Raw genomic sequence first — 18,524 nt, forward strand, 5'->3', positions numbered from 1 at the left:
ATATATATAATATTATAGGATGACAAGCTTTTCGTATTTTTCTGCTTTTTTATTTGTTAAATTAGATTTTACAGTCAGTTTGTAAATGTACACTCCTTTTCCGATTCTGTCGCCAAAATCATCTCTTCCGTCCCATGTTATTTCTCTAGATAAAAAGCCTTCTGTTGTAACGGTTTGGTTTTTTGTCCAGACAACTTTTCCTGTAATAGTCATTACCTGTACTTGTACATCTAGTGGTTCGTATGGTCTGTTGTGCGAAAACCAAAATTGGGTATAAGTCGAAAAAGGATTTGGATAATTAAGAACGTGCGATAGTGTCAGAGAATCGTCTCCTACAACTGTAAACTGAATTTCGCTTGTAACAGGATTGTTGTAAACATCCCAAGCGGTAAAACTTATGGTGTGCAGTCCAGGAGCTAAATTTCTAAAAGGAAAACGTAGATTTCCGTTGGTATAATCGTCCAATTTTGTTTGATAATAATCATTCAAAATGTACGGATTGCTTACGTCTCCATCTAAAATAGCGACAATATCGTGTCCGATTCCGCTTGCTGTATTAATTCCATTTTCATCTTCTAAGAAAGCCAAAAGAAATGGCGATTCATTAGTAATTCCTCCAGATACAAAAGTTTCATCGTTCATATATAACTTCACTTTTGGACTAATATTGTCCTGAGGTGCATTTTCGTTAATTCCTCCAATTTTAATGGTGTTGTTGTATCCGGTTTGGTTTTCTGCAACCTCATTTTTTTTCGAATAAAAGCTGATCCTACCGTAGTCAACAGGAATTCGGATGTCTCTAGGGACAACAAAACTGAATTCAAATTGTCCATTGGTAACAGATGCATTTCCTCTAAAAATAGTTTCTCCTAAAGTTTTAAATTGCATTGGAGGACTAAAACCATCATTATTTAAGGTTGTGTTTGTAATTAATTTATCGAAAATGGCTGTGGCTAATTCTCCGTTATAATTGCTTAAAAGCGTATTGTTTTCGTCTGTGATTTCGCCAGAAATTTTAATTTTTGATAATGATTTTAAATCAGGAATTGCCTGCGAAATCACAATGTCATTTACTTTTGTTAGATTAATTCGCGGTTTCGGAATAGCTAGCATTAAAGCTGGATCTCCAATGCAAAAAACAACATTGCTGGAAGAACTTGGGTTTTCGTTTTTAGATATTCTTAATGATTCTGCAATACTATTGTATTGATTTGAACCATAAGAAAGAAGGTTTTTACTGATTGTTTTGTTGAACTCTTCTGCATTTGTTTGTCCAATTTCACGAACTGTAGTCAGCATTGAAATTGCGCCGCCTTTAGGGTTCCAATAGACATATTCTCCGGCTGTAGGCCTTGTTGGATCGTCAAAGCGAGAAAATTCACATGTAATGGTAATGAATAGCGGATATTTATATTGATTAGTAAGATTTTGTCCGTCTGATTTCTCCCAAATTCTCTCGCTGGCTAGTCCGTCCTCACCACCGTGTCCTAAATAATTAAATATTAGAGCACCTTTTTCAAAGGCATTAAAAAAATCGGCTCTTGCTTTTGGATATCGCGATCCGCCTGCTGAAGCTTCTTGTGTGTAAGCATCTAGAAAAATTTTGTCAATATTAAAAAAAGGTTTTTCAGTTGCTATTAGATCTGCAAGAGCATTTTGATTTGCTTGCAAGGTCTGGTCTCCAGCTTTGTCGGAATCATCGCTAATTAAAACAACATTGTTTCTCCAGTTTCCGTATGATTTTGTGTCATAGTATTCAAAAACTTTGTTGACCATTTCCTGTGCTTGAGAATTGTCTGAAACCAACATTCTTCCAACTGCAATATCAATTCCGGCAAGTGATGGAATGATAACACCTTCATTGGCATCCATAAGGCCGTAAAAATCATCCGAGGCAAATGAAGCTTCGCCTACAGTATTGCTTATTAGAGATTGATATATAGGTACGATATTGGTGTTGTTTGAAATTCGATCTTTATAATCAAAAGAAGCATCTCCAAATAAGTTTAAGTAGCGTATTTTTTTTTCTGATGATGATGCGTTGTCATAAATATATTTAATACAATTTCTAATAGCGGCAATATCTTGTTTGCCAGAAGAAAATTCTTGATAGATATTCTCTAGTGCAATAACTTTTACATTTAAATTGGAATTTGTTCGATGAAAACTCGCAAGTCTTTCGGCTTGAGAGACTAATGTTTTTGGAGTTACAATAACATAATCGATATCCTGAAAAGCATTTTGGCTGTTTCTGAAAAGTGTTCCTTTTAAATTTTGATTGGCAATTTTTGACTGATTCTCTTTTAATGGAACATAATAATCGGAAGGGTCAAGGGTAGTGTATTTTCTAACTTCGCCAAGATTAGCTTTAAAGCTAAAAGCATTCTGATTGGCATTCTCTATTTTAGATATATTATATAGGTCTGTAATATCCCAAATTTGAGTTATCGCCGATGCATTTCCAATATTGTAATTGACAATTCCTGCTGTTGAGCCAGCGGCGTTATATTGAAACTGAAATTGTTTACCTGTTCCCAAAAGTTGTCGCTTTGCTGTTAGATTGATGTAATCTAAGTAGCCTTTCGAGCCAGGAACACCGCTATTGTTGTAGATAAGTTTTATTTTGATATTGTCTGCTCCAGTAAATCCAGTATTTGAAAGTTTTCCTGTTGTGTATTTAGTATCAGAATTCGCGATTAAAGAAGGGAAATTTATAGATCCTATATTTTGTCCGTTTGCTGCTATTCCAAATGAAGTAGTGGTGAACGATGCTGCCGCTGCACTTATCTCTATCTTTACGGGAACAGAAGTGTCTAGGTTTGGAAAACTAAAGGAGAATTCTTGCTCTTGATTAATATCAAAAGATTCTCCAAGCCATTGACGACCTAGATGAACTATGTTGGTTTGATCGATTTCATGGTATTGATAGTCATCAAACGTGTTCAGCTCTAAAGTGCTGTTTCCTGTTGGTTGATTTAAGTTTTGAATCCTCTTTCCGTCGCCTCCAGATGTTGTAATATAATAATAGGACTTGGTGTCGTATAAATTTAAATTGGTCTGGCTTTCTGAATTCCAATTATCGGTGCCTTCAGCATAAAAAAGAATGTAATCTTCGTTGTTGAAAACACCGTCATTTTCGCCATTTATTTGTATTGCGTTTTCGGTTAAATCATCAGGATAATAAGTGTTATTGGCTAGGGGAAGCATTCGTCCGCCATTTCCATATATTTTTATTCTTCTGGGATCAATTTTCGAAGGGTCGAATCCTAAACTTTGCAAGAAAGATTTGTCTATTTTGTAAACGCCTGATTTCTGAATGTAAAATCGATACCAATCTCCAGAAGCTAAAACAGAATTTATAATTGCAGCCGATTTTTGAAATGAAGAAGTGGATGCAGTTCGCGCTGTGGTATTGCTGATAAAGTAAGAAAAAGATTTTATACGTTTATAGCTGTTTCCTTCCTTAATTATAGGAGACAAAGACAAGAAAGAATATCTCAGATCCCTTGCATTTGTCACTATTATCGATTCATTAAGCTTTTCGGGGATATTTTCGGGTGTTAAATCTCCTAAATCAGCTCTGGAAATAGGTTCGTAAGAGATATTGTTAATTTGTACAGAGCTTCCGTTTGAGACGTTAGGAAGGTTAAGGTTTTGCAGTAATGTTATGCTTTTTTTTGTAATGTCGAAGCGAAAACTGTTTCCTAAGAAGTATGGAATTGTGATTTTATTTTCGCCATAATTTACCTCTTTTTTGTTTTGCCAGTCTATCGTTATCGTCCCATTTGACTGGGAAAACAGGAGAATTGGAACTAAAAAAAGACAGGTAAGAAATGTTTGTTTCATCGTTTAAAAAGGCGAAATTTAATTAAAAAATAATTAGTAAGTAAAAATATAGTATTTCATGTTATAGTAATAATAAAAAGTATATTTTTGCGTTCGTAACTAAAGGTTATTTTCTGGTAAAAAACAGCTAAATAAAATTATTAGAACAGATGTTGCCAATTAAATGTTAATTATTATATTGCAGCACCTAAATTTATCACCTAAGAATGAGTATGAAAGTAAACAAAATTGTAGTCTTGCAGTTAATGATGTCAATGGTATTGATGTTGGGCACGGCTAGTTGTAGCAAAAAATCGAGTTCCACTCACGCTTCTAGAGCTACTGGCTGGGATGTAGATAGTCAGAATGGAACTGCTGCCAGAAATGCAGGAAAAAAACAACAGGCTGGTCCTGGTTTAGTTTTTGTTGAAGGAGGTACGTTTACTATGGGTAAAGTACAGGATGATGTTATGCACGATTGGAATAACACACCAACTCAACAACACGTTCAATCATTCTATATGGATGAAACCGAAGTTACGAACGGTATGTACTTAGAATACCTAGAGTGGTTAAAGAAAGTTTTCCCACCAACAGAAGAAAATTACAAAAATATTTACGAAGGAGCATCTCCTGATACATTAGTTTGGAGAAATCGTTTAGGATACAACGAAACGATGACTAACAACTATTTAAGACACCCTTCTTATGCTAATTACCCTGTAGTTGGTGTTAACTGGATTCAAGCAGTTGAATTTAGCAAATGGAGAACTGACCGTGTAAACGAAGCAGTTTTAGAGAAAAACGGATATCTTAAAAAAGGAGCTAAAACGACCGATGTTAATGCTGAAAATGCATTTAATACTGAAGGTTATTTAATGTCTCCAAGTACATCACGTGGAGCAAGCGATGAGATTGTATTAAAGAAAAATCCTAGCGGAAAAAGAACAAAAGCAGGAGAAGAAGAGAAAAACGTATACGCACAACGCTCTTCAGGAATTATCTTGCCAGAATATAGACTTCCTACTGAAGCAGAATGGGAATATGCAGCTGCAGCTGATGTTGGACAAAGAGAATATAATATCTACAAAGGACAAAAGAAATACCCTTGGTCTGGAGATTACACACGTTCTAACAAACGTAAAAACAGAGGTGATCAATTGGCTAACTTTAAACAAGGAAACGGTGATTACGGTGGAATTGCAGGTTGGTCAGATGACGGAGCAGATATTACAAATGCTGTGAAAAGTTATGCACCAAACGATTTCGGTCTTTATGATATGGCAGGAAACGTTGCAGAATGGGTTGCCGATGTTTACAGACCTATTATTGATAACGAAGCAAATGATTTCAACTATTACAGAGGAAACCAGTATGCTAAGAATAAAATTGGTAAAGATGGTAAAGTTGAAATCGTTACAACTGCTACTATTAAGTATGATACTTTAAGTAACGGTAAAGTAATTGCAAGAAACCTTCCTGGAGAAATTGCTCAAGTGCCAGTTGATGAACAAGAAACTTATTTGAGACAAAACTTCAGCACAAGCGACAATATCAACTACAGAGATGGTGATAAACAATCTTCAAGATATTTTGATTTTGGTGATTCAGAGTCTGGATCTAAAGCAGATCAGGCAATGTACAACTCTCCTAAGCACAATGTTACAACTGACAGTTTAGGAAAAATGATCAGAAAGTATGATAACTCTAGTAAACGTACTACTTTAATTGATGATAAAGTAAGAGTTTACAAAGGAGGTTCTTGGAGAGACAGAGCTTACTGGTTAGACCCAGCTCAAAGAAGATATTTCCCTCAAGATATGGCAACTGATTACATTGGTTTCAGATGTGCAATGTCTAGAGTAGGATCAAAATCTGAAAAAAGAAAATCTCCTAGAAACTAAGATTTAGGAATTCTAATAATAAAAATTCCAAATTCCAAAAGCTGAATATTCAGTCTGGAATTTGGAATTTTTTTATTGTTTTTTTTCTACTTTTATGACTTATTAAAAAATATATAAATGAATATTAAAGACATTCATAACTTGTTTTTACAGTGTAGTTCTCTATCTATTGATACCAGAAAAATCGAAAAGAATTCGATGTTTTTTGCCATTAAAGGAGAGAATTTTGACGCTAATACATTTGCCAAAGAAGCCTTAGATTTGGGAGCTTTATTTGTTGTTATAGACAATGAATCTTATTTTATTGATGACAGGACTATCTTGGTAGAAAACAGCTTGCAAACGCTTCAGGAATTGGCAAAATTTCATAGAAGTTATTTAGGACTTCCAATTGTTGCTTTGACAGGAAGTAACGGAAAAACGACGACAAAAGAATTAATCAATGTTGTGCTTTCAAAAAAGTTCAAAACAAAAGCGACCATTGGTAATTTAAATAATCATATTGGTGTACCGTTGACTTTGCTTTCTTTTACAAAAGAAACAGAAATCGGAATTGTTGAAATGGGGGCCAATCATCAAAAAGAAATCGAGTTTTTGTGTCAGATTGCACAGCCTGATTATGGATATATAACCAATTTCGGAAAAGCCCATTTAGAAGGTTTTGGGGGAGTTGAAGGTGTGATTGCTGGTAAAAGCGAAATGTATCAATATCTTTCAGCAAATCAGAAAACAGTTTTTGTAAATCTAGAAGATCCTATTCAAATAGAAAAATCAAAAGGAATTAAGGCATTTACTTTTGGGGTTAAAAAAGAAAATGCAGATTTAAATATTCAAAATATTACAGCAAATCCATTTGTTGCTATTGAATATAATGATTTTACAATAGAATCTCATTTAATCGGACTTTACAACGCGAACAATATAAATGCAGCTGTAGCCATTGGAAAATATTTTGATGTAAAAGAAAGCGATATAAAAAGCGCTATTGAAAACTATATTCCTGCAAACAATAGGTCTCAAATGATGCAAAAAGGTTCAAATGAGATTATTCTAGATGCTTACAATGCCAATCCTAGTAGTATGGCGGTCGCGATTGCTAATTTTCTTCAATTAGATAAGAAAAATAAAATCATGATTTTGGGAGATATGTTCGAACTTGGAGATGAAAGTCTTTACGAGCATAAGGTTATTATCGACTCTTTAGCTGATCAGAAACAGGCCCAATGTTTCTTATTAGGAAAATCTTTTTATGCTAATAAGATTTCGAATGAAAATATTCAGTTTTTTGAAACATTTGATGCTTTTGCTGAATTTTTAAAAACCTTTACATTTGATTCTAATTCAATATTAATAAAAGGTTCACGAGGTATGGCCTTAGAACGAACATTAGATTATATTTAAAAAAAAGGCCATTCAATTGAATGGCCTTTTTTTTATTAAATACTCATTAAAAACCCGATTAGATTTTCTTTCTTATTTAGGCCTAATTTCTTTCTTAGACGATAACGTGCCAATTCAACTCCGCCTGTCGAAATGTTCATAATTTCGGCTATTTCTTTCGTTGACATATTCATTAACAGATAAGTCGACAAATCTAATTCTCTAGGAGAAATGGTAGGATATTGCCCTTTTAATCGCTTTAAAAACTCAAAATGGACGTTTTTAATGTGTTTTTCTAGGTCTTTCCAGCTTTTATCTGTATTTACTTCTTTTACAATGCTTTTATGCAGTTTGCTAAATTCTGCTTTGGTGGTGTCATCTAATATGGCGGTATCTATATCCTTCAGTTTGTGAATAATTCCATTTAAGACTTTGTTCTTTTTTACTACTTGTAAAGAGTTGTTTACCAATTCTTTATCTTTTGCTAAGATTTTAATTTGAAGCTTATCATTTTTCAGCTTTTCAATTTCTTTTTCTAAATCATGCTGTTCATGTCTGATTTTGGATTCTTTTTCAAGATACAATCTTCTTTGTTCGATAGTTTCATAATACCTGTTTTTTCTAATCTTAAGTTTGATTCTAACAGAGATTAGATAAGCGCCGAGTAAAATGAGTATCAGGTAAAATAAATAAGCCAAAAAGTGTCTGTACCAAGGTGGAGATACTGTAAATTCAACTTCAGTAATGTTTGACTCTATGCCATAACTATTTCTGGCTTTTAATTTCATTACATAATTGCCCTCTCTTAAGTTGGTGTATTCTTTTATTGCAGTTGATGACCAGCCACGCCAGTTCTCTTCAAAAGGTTCTAGTTTATAGGAATACATTACGTTTTCCTGATTTTCATACGTTGGTGATGCAAAAGTAAATTTGACACGATTGTATTTATAAGGTATGCTGTATGATTCTAGCTTACTAGTCAGATTTCCAGTTAAAATAGTATCTCCAGGATTCGTAAAACTTTCAATAAAAGCTTTCGGTTTTGTCATAAACGTGTTCGGAATGGTCGAGTTGTAATGCGCCAAACGATCGGTTAATCCGATAAAAATATTTTGAGGATCTATCGCGTTCACCGAAATGTAATTGTTTACCAAATTCCCTGTTAAATTGGAGAATATGGCTTGTTTCTTAGTGAAAGTTCCGTTTTTATTTTTAACTAATACACCAAGGGACTCGTTGAATGCGTACCATAAGTTTCCTGTAGAATCTTCAATTAAGGTATTGATAGTTGGGATTCCGTTGAATAGATTTGTGATTTTTTTATCTTCAAAAAATGTTTCCTGTTCTACAGAATATCTGTAAAAATGATTTTTTACTTGAAAATAGACTTTGTTATTTATGCTTTGAAGGCTATTTATTCCTTTGAATTTATCTGAAATGTTTACGTGTTTTTTAATGAAGTCAAACCTTTGTAAATCTTCTGATAACTTTACTTGGTATAAGAAAGGATTTTTCTTTAGCCATAAATAATTTGCATCTATTTCTATAGAAAAATTATTGGTGGTTTCATCAAATCCTTTTACTTGATGCAGGTAATCATATCCACTGGCAGATCGTTTAAAAACTGAGAATCCGTTATAGCTTTCGCCTATTATATAGTTTTCGTGGTCAGGTATTTTTTTGAATCCAAAATATCCTTTATTATCGAGTATTTTTGATACTCTATTGTTCTCAATAATTAAGGCTCCACTATTACTGGCGCAAATTAATACGTTATTTATGACTTGAATATTCCAAACTTGCGAGATCGTCCCTTCGACTCTTGTAAACGGACTGTCTTTAAACGAACTTCCCCAAGGATGATAAAATAACCCCTGATTTGTAGCCACATAAAGATTTCCGTTGTGAGTTGTCGAAGCATAGACCGTCCCTATATTGTAGCTGTAGTCAAAATAAGAAAAAGGCGAATTTTCATTAATAAAAGTGATACCGTTATCCAGCCCAAGCCAGATATTGCTTTTTTTGTCAACAAATGAAGCTAAGATTGTATTGTTCTGAATTCCTTTTTGTCGGTTTAGATGTTGGATTATTTTCCCGTTTAAATCGCAGATAATTGCTCCATCTAATACAGAATTAAGTATTATAAACTTGTTTTTGATGATTGATCCGCCTAAGGATGTATTTTTCTTTATAAATTCGTTTGCTTCCGTTGCCCATGGTTTGATAATATCATTTTCAGAGACAAAAAGACCCTTTTCTAAAGTGGCATACAATAATCTGTTGTTAGATAATGGAAAAAGGGACCAGATTTCCTTGTCATTAAAGACAGTAGTGCCTTTTATTGCTGTAAGTTTTCTGTTTTTGTATTCAAGAAGACCAAGAGTTTTGTCCTGAAAATACAAACGATTATTGACCAAAAATGAAAACTGAAATTTATGAGGAGCAGTAAGAGTCGTAACTTTTTCATTTTTTAGAAAAAATACTTTGCTGAAAGATTGAAATATAACCTCTCCTTTAAAAATATGGATTCTCCAAATAAGATTGATGTTTTCTTTATCTATTGGGCTTAATAGATTGTAGAGAGAATGATATTTTAAAATTCCCTTTTCATCATTTTTGAAATACCCAAATTCATTATTTCCACCTACAAATATTCTTCCTAAAGCATCAATTTTTAGGCTTCTAATCTCAGATTTGTTTGGTAATGAATATTTATGCCAGTTTGAACCGTCAAATTGAATTAAACCGCTATTGTTTGCAAAATAAATGTTTCCATTTTTATCTTGATCAATACTCCAGTTTTGAGTTCCACCTTTATACTCTGATCTTTTATAATTTTTTATATCTGGAATTCCAATATTTTTTACCTGCGAAAAACTTTTAAATTGTAAGAAAAATAATAAAATTAGTGCAAAAGGTCTAACTATGAATTTCATAAAATTTTAAATATATTTTTAATATAAATGGGTTATTTTGATTTTTTATTGTTGATTTATCAATCAGGATAAATCCAGTTTTTTAAATTATTTCTAATTTATAACACAATAGTTGCTGTTAAACTAATGTAATATACGTTTTTTTTAATTAACATTTTTATAACATTTTTTTTAAAAACTAAATCATTGTAAATTAATTGATTGTAAAATTAATGTTGTGTTTTTTTAGAATATTAAAATTTAATTTGAAGTGTTTTTGTAAATAAATTTAATCTAATACTTATTAAAATTTAACATTATAATTGCATCAAATTACTAATTAATTAACCAAAATTTTTAGAAAAATAAAATTAACAAAATTATTTATTTTTTGTGTTTCGTTTTTACTGCTTTTTACTTAGGACGTGACGATAAATGGAATCATTACTGACGAAATTGGATTACCTGTCTCAGATGTTTAGACGACCCATTTTTTGATTTAATTTCACAGCTCCATTTGTGAATTTTTTTTCTGCGATAGCCTTTTTTACAAGTTTTTTACAACTTTAAAACAAATTCTTTGGATTGCTTTAGCGATTCTCTTCTTTCTGTCTTTTACTGCTTTTGCTAATTTTATAAGTTCTCCCCTATGATATAACCAAGTTTCAAGTTTTGAATGTTTCACTCTAAAATGGGTTAAGTTGGCAATTTTCATAAAAAGATGCCTTTTTTTCAATTTTACAAGGTGAAATGTAGGCTTTAATATGCTTAATAATATATAATTTTATAAGTTATTTCTTGTAATAATATAAAAAATAAGATTTTTCTTCTGTTAAAAATTATTGCTAATAATGTAAAAAAAGTAGGCTAAAAATATCATATTCTCTATTTTTTAGATTTTGTGGAAAAAGGAGTTTTTTAGCTTGTAATTATTTGTAAAATAGCTGTTTATATGATGTTGGTTACTACTACCACGTTGTAGTTTTAATAATTTTTCACAAGATATCGAGGCAAAACAATAGTGTAGTGTTATTTTTAAATATTAACTTTTCTTTAGTACTATTTTTTATTTTCTTTAAATACTGATAATTAGATTTTTATGTTTTTTTTGATGTGTTTTTATAATATTATAAATTTCAATTTGATGTGTTTTTGTAATGATTTTTAGATATGAAAAGTAAAAATTTAGTTTTAGTATTGCATCAAATTACTAATTAATTAACCAAAATTTTTAGAAAAATGAAATTAACAAAATTACTTGTTTTTTGTATTTCATCTTTATTATTCTCGGTTATAGCTGTGGCTCAGGATGTCACAGTAAATGGAATAATCAATGATGAAAATGGTTTGCCTGTTCCAGGTGCAACAGTTTTATTAAAAGGTACTACTAAATCTACTGCGTCAGACTTTGACGGAAAATTCCAGATTCAGGCTCCTTCAAACGGATCATTAACAATTACTTTTATTGGTTACTCTACAGTAACAGAAGCAGTAAACGGAAGAACAAAAATTACAATTCAATTAAAACCAGAATCACAATCTTTAAATGAGGTTGTAGTTGTTGGATATGGAACTCAAAAGAAATCTGTTGTAACAGGTGCAATCTCAAGTGTAAAATCAGCTGATCTTGAAAAAGTACCAAACGGAAGAGTTGAGCAAGCTTTACAGGGTAGAGTAGCAGGGGTTTCTGTTGCTGCAACTTCTGGAAGTCCTGGTGCGGCGTCTAAAGTTCGTATTAGAGGTATAACTACTTTTAGAGAAGGGGGAAATGATCCATTATGGGTAGTTGATGGAATTGCTGTAGATGCTGGTGCAGTTGGTTTTATTAATCAATCTGACATTGAGTCTATCGAGGTGCTTAAAGATGCTGCTTCTGCGGCAATCTATGGTACTCGTGCTGCTACTGGGGTTATTTTAGTAACTACTAAAAAAGGAAAATCAGGAAAAATTTCTGTAAACTATAATGGTTTTGCAGGTATATCAGCTCCAGCTAAAAAATTAGATATGTTGAATGCGACTCAGTATGCAACTCTTATGAATGAAAAATCTTTGAATGATGGTGGTGCTATTAAATATCCAAATCCAGCGGCTTTCGGTAAAGGAACAAATTGGCAAGATGCAATTTTTAACGATTCTGCATTCAGATACACTCATGAATTAAGCATTAGCGGTGGTGGCGAAAAATCTACTTTCTATGCTTCTTTTGGAATTCAAGATCAGCAAGGTATTGTTGTGACAGATATTTCTAACTATACAAAGAAGAATTTCCGATTAAACTCAACACACAAAATTTCTGATTACTTTACTTTCGGACAGACTTTTGGATATACACACCAAAAAACAAAAGGAATTGGTAACGTAAATAACGAGTTTGGTGGACCTTTAAGCTCTGCAATTAACTTAGATCCGCTTACTCCACTTGTAGTTACTGATCCTGCTGTAGCAAACTCAGGTTATTACACAAACCCAAATGTTGTTAGAGATGCAAATGGAAATCCTTACGGAATCTCTTCTCTAGTACAACAAGAGATGACAAATCCTCTAGCTTATACTCAAACTAGATTAGGAGGATTTGACTGGTCAGACGATTTTGTTGGTAATGCTTATTTAGAGGCTAACATTACTAGTCATTTAAAATTTAGAACAACACTTGGTGGTAAGTTAGCTTACTGGGGGAATGAAATGTTTACTCCAGTTAACTTCTTAAATCCAAACATGAAAGCTGACAGAAATAACTACAACCAAAATAACGAAAAAGCACTTTCTTGGACTTTGGAAAATACATTGTCTTATGCTAACAAATTTGGAGATCATAATGTAAGTGTTTTAGCTGGACAAGGTGCTTATGTAGAAAATATTGGTAGTACTATCGGAACAACAATGTTTGGTCTTCCAATTACAAGCTACAAAGATGCTTCTTGGAATTTTGATATTCCTCAAACTGATAGAACAACAAGAACAAGCGATAAAGTAGAGCACAAATTAGCTTCATTGTTCTTACGTGCTAACTACGATTACATGGAGAAATATCTTTTTACAGGTATCGTTCGTCGTGATGGATCAACTCGTTTTGGTGAAAACAATAAATTTGGAGTTTTCCCTTCATTCTCTTTAGGATGGGTAGTTTCTAAAGAAGGTTTCTGGAAAGAAAACAATGTGGTAAATACTTTGAAATTCCGTGGAGGTTACGGAGTGGTAGGTAATGATAACATTGAAGAATTTAAATATAGAGCTACAGTTGTAGGAGGTTACAATTATACTATTGGAAATTCAGGAAGTATTACAACTGGATACGGAAACTCTACTTTGCCAAATGCAAACTTAGGATGGGAAGAAACATCTCAAACTACTGTAGGTCTTGACGCAAAATTATTCAATGATTTTTCTCTTACACTTGATTATTACAAAAAATCAACAAAAGGAATCTTAAGAAACGTTGTAATTCCTGGATATGTTGGAGCAACTGATGCACCTTCTGCTAACATTGCAGATATGGACAATAGCGGTTTGGAGGTTGAATTAGGGTACAAGAAAAGACTTGGAGACTTTAATTTAGGAGTTAATGCAAACTTTGCTTACTTGAAAAACGAAATTACTTACGTGGGTTCATCTACTAATTTCATTGTTGGAGATGCTACATTCCAATCTATGGGACCTGTAACAAGAACACAAGTTGGACATTCATTTAACGAATTCTACGGATTTAAAACAGCTGGAATTTTCCAAAATGAAGCTGAAGTTGCAGCATACAAAAATGCAAGTGGAGGTTTAATTCAGCCAAATGCTAGACCTGGAGATTTCCGTTGGGTAGATTCAAATGGAGATGGAGCTATTACTGAAGATGATAAACAATTCTTAGGAACAAATATTCCTAAATATACTTTTGGTTTCACAGTAAACTTAGACTACAAAAACTTCGATTTTATGGCATTTACTCAAGGAGCTGCGGGAAGCAAAATTTTCCAAGGTTTAAGAAGATTAGATGTACTTAATGCAAACTACCAAACTAAAGCTTTAGAGCGTTGGGTTGGAGAAGGAACTTCTAACGATTACCCAAGATTGACAAATAATGACCCAAATAAAAACTACACAAACATGTCTGATTTTTACTTGGAAAATGGAAACTACTTACGTTTAAAAGTGGTAACTCTTGGATACACAATGCCAGTTAGTTTATCATCTAAAATTGGAGCAGATAAATTACGTTTTTACCTAACAGGAGAGAACTTAATCACTTTTACAAAATATACTGGATTTGATCCAGAAATTGGAGGCCAAGTTTTTGGTATAGATAAAGGAGTTTATCCGCAAGCAAGATCTATTCTGTTTGGAGCTAACGTTCAATTTTAAAAAAATTAAAGAATCATGAAAACGATAAAATTTAAATATATTTATATAGCTGTGGCACTGGCAGTTCTAGGATCTTGTTCTGAAGATTTTGTGACCACTAATCCGGAAGGAAAATTTGATACAAGTACTTATTTTTCTAACGAGCAGCAATGTTATGCTGCTTTAGTGGGGGTTTACGATCCATTGAGAAAAAATACAGGTGGTTTCGAAAACTTAGTAGCAATGCTAAATGCTGGTTCTGATGATTTTTATGCTGGTGGAGGTAGTTCTACAGATGGAACTGGGATTCAAAATTTCTCTACACACTCACTTTCTTCAATAACTATTCCAGCAAGTTACTGGAACGATCATTACCAAGGTATTTCTAGAGCAAATCTTTTGTTATTTAAATTGCCAGCAGCTAATATGAATGATGGAGTTAGAAAGAGATTTACTGCAGAAGCTAAGACATTACGTGCGTTTTACTATTTTAATTTAGTAAGAATGTTCAAAAACCTTGCTTTAGTTTTAGAGCCGTTAACTACAGAAACGATCTATAATCCAGAGCAAGTTGCACCAGAAGTAATTTATGCTCAAATCGAAAAAGATTTAACAGAAGCTATTGCAGATTTACCAAATACTGTAGTGGCAGATACTGAATCAGGAAGATTTAACAAAGGAGCAGCTCAGGCGCTTTTAGGAAAAGTGCTTTTGTTTGAAGGTAAAAAACCTCAAGCAGCGGCAATTTTAGCAGAAGTAAATGGTACTCCAGGGGGGACAAACCAATATGGTAATAAATTACTAGATAAGTTTAGCGATCTATGGGTAACATCAAACAAATTTAATGCTGAGTCATTAATCGAAGTATCTCACAGTAGTGCAGGAAACTCTGATTGGACTTTCTGGGGCAATGGTAGAGACGAAGGTAACTCTTTAAACATCATGGTTGGACCTAGAGGATATTCTAGACCAAAAGGCTCAGATGCACCAGATCTTCCAGCAGGATGGGCTTTTAACGTTGCAACTCAAAAATTATATGATGCAATGCAAGGCGATCCACGTAAGGATGCTACAATTCTTGACTTAAAAGCATTAAAAGCAGCTGGAAAAGCAGATTATATTCCTGCTTATCAAGACACAGGATATTTCTTGAACAAATATCTTCCAAGACAATCAGATGTTAGTACAGGTGGTGGTAACTCTGAGTTGAACTACAAACAAAACTCTTATGTAATTAGACTTGCAGATACTTATTTGATGGAAGCAGAAGCTTTAGGATCAGGCCCAAGAGCTCAAGCGTTACTTGACGCAGTGAGGGAAAGAGTTGGATTACCTTCAGTTCCTGTAACATTAGCTGCTATCAAGCATGAAAGAAGAATGGAATTAGCAGGTGAAGGACATAGATTCTTTGATTTAGTAAGATGGGGAGATGCAGCGGCTGCATTATCTGATAGAGGTTTTGATGCTGGAACAGATGAGATTTTCCCAATTCCGTACACAGAACTTAATGGTACTAAATTGAAACAAAATCCTAACTATCAATAGTCTTACTAATTAACCAAAACAAAGAGAAATGAACCTAAATATATATTTAAGAAAAAGTGTATACCTAATGCTAGCTTTAGCATTAGGAACACTAAACAGCTGTAGCGAAGAAGTTAATGAAAACCCTCTTGTAGCTACAAATGTAGATCCTTCGTTTACAATTACACCAGTTGCAGGTGCTATGAATACTTATCTTCTTACAGCACAGCCAAAAGGAGTAATTCTTTCGCAATGGGATCTAGGCGATGGTGCGAGTAATGGAAAAATGAATCAAGTAATTTCTTTGCCTGATGCTGGAACATATACTATTACGCACACAGCCGTAGGAGCAGGAGCTGCAATGGCATCTTCTTCTCAACAGATTGTTGTTGCACAAACAGATCCTGCAAAAGGAAACTTAGTGCAAGGAGGAACTTTTGCAACAGCTGCTGATGTAGCTAAATGGACTAGCGCACAATTAAGCCCATCAGGCGCGGCTTTTTGGACTTTTGCTAATAAAAGTGCTACAATTTACTCACCAGGAGGATGGGCTCAGGAAGGTATTTATCAAGCAATCGAAGTTGTAAAAGATAGAGAATATACTATCGATATGACAATTTCTTGCCCTAGTGGTTTAAAAGAAACATTTTTTGAAGTTTATGCAGGTAAATCGGTACCAAAACCAGGTGTTGAGTATAAAGAGAACCTAGTAATGGGTATTGGTACTTGGGATGGTTGCGGAGTATCTAAATTTGCTGGAAAATTATCTGGAATTGGATGCAAGAAAAATGATGCAACTGGGACAGTTTCTAATGTTGTTAAATTCTCTGAAAGCGGTACAATATATCTTTTAATCAGATCTGGAAGTAACGCCACAGGTAATGAGCCAATTACTATCACAAAAGTTGAGTTCAGAGGAAAATAAAAAGTTAAGTTAAGTTTAAGTTTAAGTTTGGTTGTAAATAGCCCATAATCATTATGAGTATGGGCTATTTTTTAAATCCTTCATAGGTAGAACTCGATTTTGATTTCTTCTAAACTTCAATTTAAAAACATAATAATTGGAAGCGAATGAAAAAAAATAGCCTAAAAATTTTATGCCTTTTGTTTTCAGCTGCTGCATTTGCACAGCAGCCAAAAACAAAAAAAGAGTTTACAACCAACGGCAAAAAAATAACCGTTTACACTACCGCAGAAAACTCTAAATTGCGATTAACCACCACAGATAATTTGACTTTTTCTGCCGCAAAACAGCCTTTAGAAACTGAAACTTCTGTTTTTGTACAGCCAGCTAAAAAATTTCAGACTTTTATGGGAATCGGTGGAGCTATTACAGATGCGAGTGCCGAAATATTTGCAAAGCTTTCAAAAGAAAAACAAGCAGAATTCTTAGACGCTTACTACGATCAGCAAAAAGGAATTGGCTATTCTTTGCTAAGAACAACAATTCAAAGTTCTGATTTTAGCAGTGGAAGCTATTCTTATATCGAAGAAGGTGATAAAGAGCTGAAGACTTTTTCTATTGATCATGATAGACAATATCGTATTCCTTTAATAAAACAAGCGATACAGAAAGCTGGAGGAAAATTGACAACTTACGTTGCGCCTTGGTCACCAAATGCTTTTATGAAAAGCAATAAAAATGTATTAAAAGGCGGTACTCTACTTCCTGAATACTATCAGACTTGGGCAAATTTTTATGTAAAGTTTATTAAAGCTTATGAAAAAGAAGGTATTCCAATCTGGGGAACTTCTACGCAAAATGAGCCAATGGCAGTACAGACTTGGGAATCTTGTATTTACACAGCTGAAGCTGAAAGAGATTTCATCAAAAATTATCTTGGACCAACTTTGAAAAAAGAAAACCTTGGCAATAAAAAAATTATTGTTTGGGATCATAACCGTGATTTGATGAATTATCGTGCCAACGTAATTTATTCTGATCCTGAAGCAGCAAAATATGTGTGGGGAATGGGATTTCACTGGTACGAAACTTGGTCAGGCGGAGCACCAATGTTTGATAATGTTGGAAAAGTAAATGAAGCTTATCCTGATAAAAAATTGATGTTTACCGAAGGCTGCATCGAAAAATTTGACGCATCAAAATATCAATTTTGGGGTAATGCAGAACGTTACGGAATCAATATGATTCATGATTTTAATAACGGAACAGTTGCTTGGACAGACTGGAATATTCTTTTAGACCAGTTCGGAGGGCCTAATCATGTTGGGAATTTCTGTTTTGCACCAATTCATGCAGATACAACGACAGGAGAATTAATCTACACACCATCTTATTATTACATCGGACACTTTTCAAAGTTTATCCGTTTAGATGCTGTGCGAGTAAGTACTGCTGTAAGCAAAAGCGCTTTATTGAGTACCTCTTTTTTAAATGCTGACGGAACCATGGCAACTATTGTCATGAACCAATCAGCAAACGATCTTACTTATAATTTGATTATTGGAGATCAAAAGGCAGAAGTAAAAATTCCGCCACACGCTATACAAACACTTGTTTATTAATATTTTGTAGTAAAGTAATGAAGAGGACTAATTTGAATCATCCATCTTAGTCTTCTCTTGCTTTTAATTTTAAAACGATTATTTAAGCAACATGAAAGTTACCTCTCAAATATTTTTATCA

General features: G+C 33.4%; 9 protein-coding genes. 6 read left to right on the forward strand and 3 right to left on the reverse strand.

The window, feature by feature from the left end; all coding sequences use genetic code 11:
• Nucleotides 1-12 precede the first annotated feature (12 nt).
• Nucleotides 13-3,846, reverse strand: coding sequence for a type IX secretion system sortase PorU (gene porU / locus AC5ZCW_RS19970; RefSeq protein ID WP_496121416.1), 3,834 nt, complete (start codon nt 3,844-3,846; stop codon nt 13-15).
• A 212-nt stretch (nt 3,847-4,058) separates the two neighbouring features.
• Between porU and gldJ the strand changes: the two genes are divergently transcribed.
• The gene (gene gldJ / locus AC5ZCW_RS19975; protein WP_343544412.1) at nt 4,059-5,729 is read left to right on the forward strand and encodes a gliding motility lipoprotein GldJ; all 1,671 of its coding nucleotides are present in this window, start codon (nt 4,059-4,061) and stop codon (nt 5,727-5,729) included.
• 117 nt (nt 5,730-5,846) lie between these two features.
• Complete coding sequence (locus AC5ZCW_RS19980) at nt 5,847-7,130, forward strand: UDP-N-acetylmuramoyl-tripeptide--D-alanyl-D-alanine ligase (RefSeq protein ID WP_343544326.1); 1,284 nt, start codon at nt 5,847-5,849, stop codon at nt 7,128-7,130.
• A gap of 35 nt (nt 7,131-7,165) precedes the next feature.
• Here the strand turns inward: AC5ZCW_RS19980 and AC5ZCW_RS19985 are convergent, their stop codons facing one another.
• A complete protein-coding gene (locus AC5ZCW_RS19985) occupies nt 7,166-10,045 on the reverse strand; it encodes a helix-turn-helix and ligand-binding sensor domain-containing protein (RefSeq protein ID WP_496121417.1) in 2,880 nt (959 codons plus the stop codon).
• Nucleotides 10,046-10,571: 526 nt separating this feature from the next.
• Nucleotides 10,572-10,739 (reverse strand): hypothetical protein, encoded by a 168-nt coding sequence (locus tag AC5ZCW_RS19990; RefSeq protein WP_343544324.1) that lies wholly within the window; start codon nt 10,737-10,739, stop codon nt 10,572-10,574.
• Between the two features lie 524 nt (nt 10,740-11,263).
• On the opposite strand from AC5ZCW_RS19990, the gene AC5ZCW_RS19995 reads away from it, so the two are divergent.
• The 4 genes from AC5ZCW_RS19995 (at nt 11,264) to AC5ZCW_RS20010 (ending at nt 18,403) form a co-directional block, all read left to right on the forward strand.
• Entirely contained in the window at nt 11,264-14,374 is a 3,111-nt protein-coding gene (locus tag AC5ZCW_RS19995) for a SusC/RagA family TonB-linked outer membrane protein (protein ID WP_343544323.1), read from the forward strand.
• Nucleotides 14,375-14,389: 15 nt separating this feature from the next.
• On the forward strand, nt 14,390-15,898 hold the full coding sequence (locus AC5ZCW_RS20000) for a RagB/SusD family nutrient uptake outer membrane protein (protein ID WP_496121419.1): 1,509 nt from the start codon (nt 14,390-14,392) through the stop codon (nt 15,896-15,898).
• A gap of 28 nt (nt 15,899-15,926) precedes the next feature.
• Nucleotides 15,927-16,802 carry a hypothetical protein gene (locus AC5ZCW_RS20005; protein ID WP_496121420.1) on the forward strand — a complete coding sequence of 292 codons (876 nt, stop codon included), beginning with the start codon at nt 15,927-15,929 and terminating at the stop codon, nt 16,800-16,802.
• A 146-nt stretch (nt 16,803-16,948) separates the two neighbouring features.
• Complete coding sequence (locus tag AC5ZCW_RS20010; protein ID WP_343544320.1) at nt 16,949-18,403, forward strand: glycoside hydrolase family 30 protein; 1,455 nt, start codon at nt 16,949-16,951, stop codon at nt 18,401-18,403.
• Nucleotides 18,404-18,524 lie beyond the last annotated feature (121 nt).

It is taken from the genome of Flavobacterium sp. PLA-DH12, assembly GCF_059511845.1.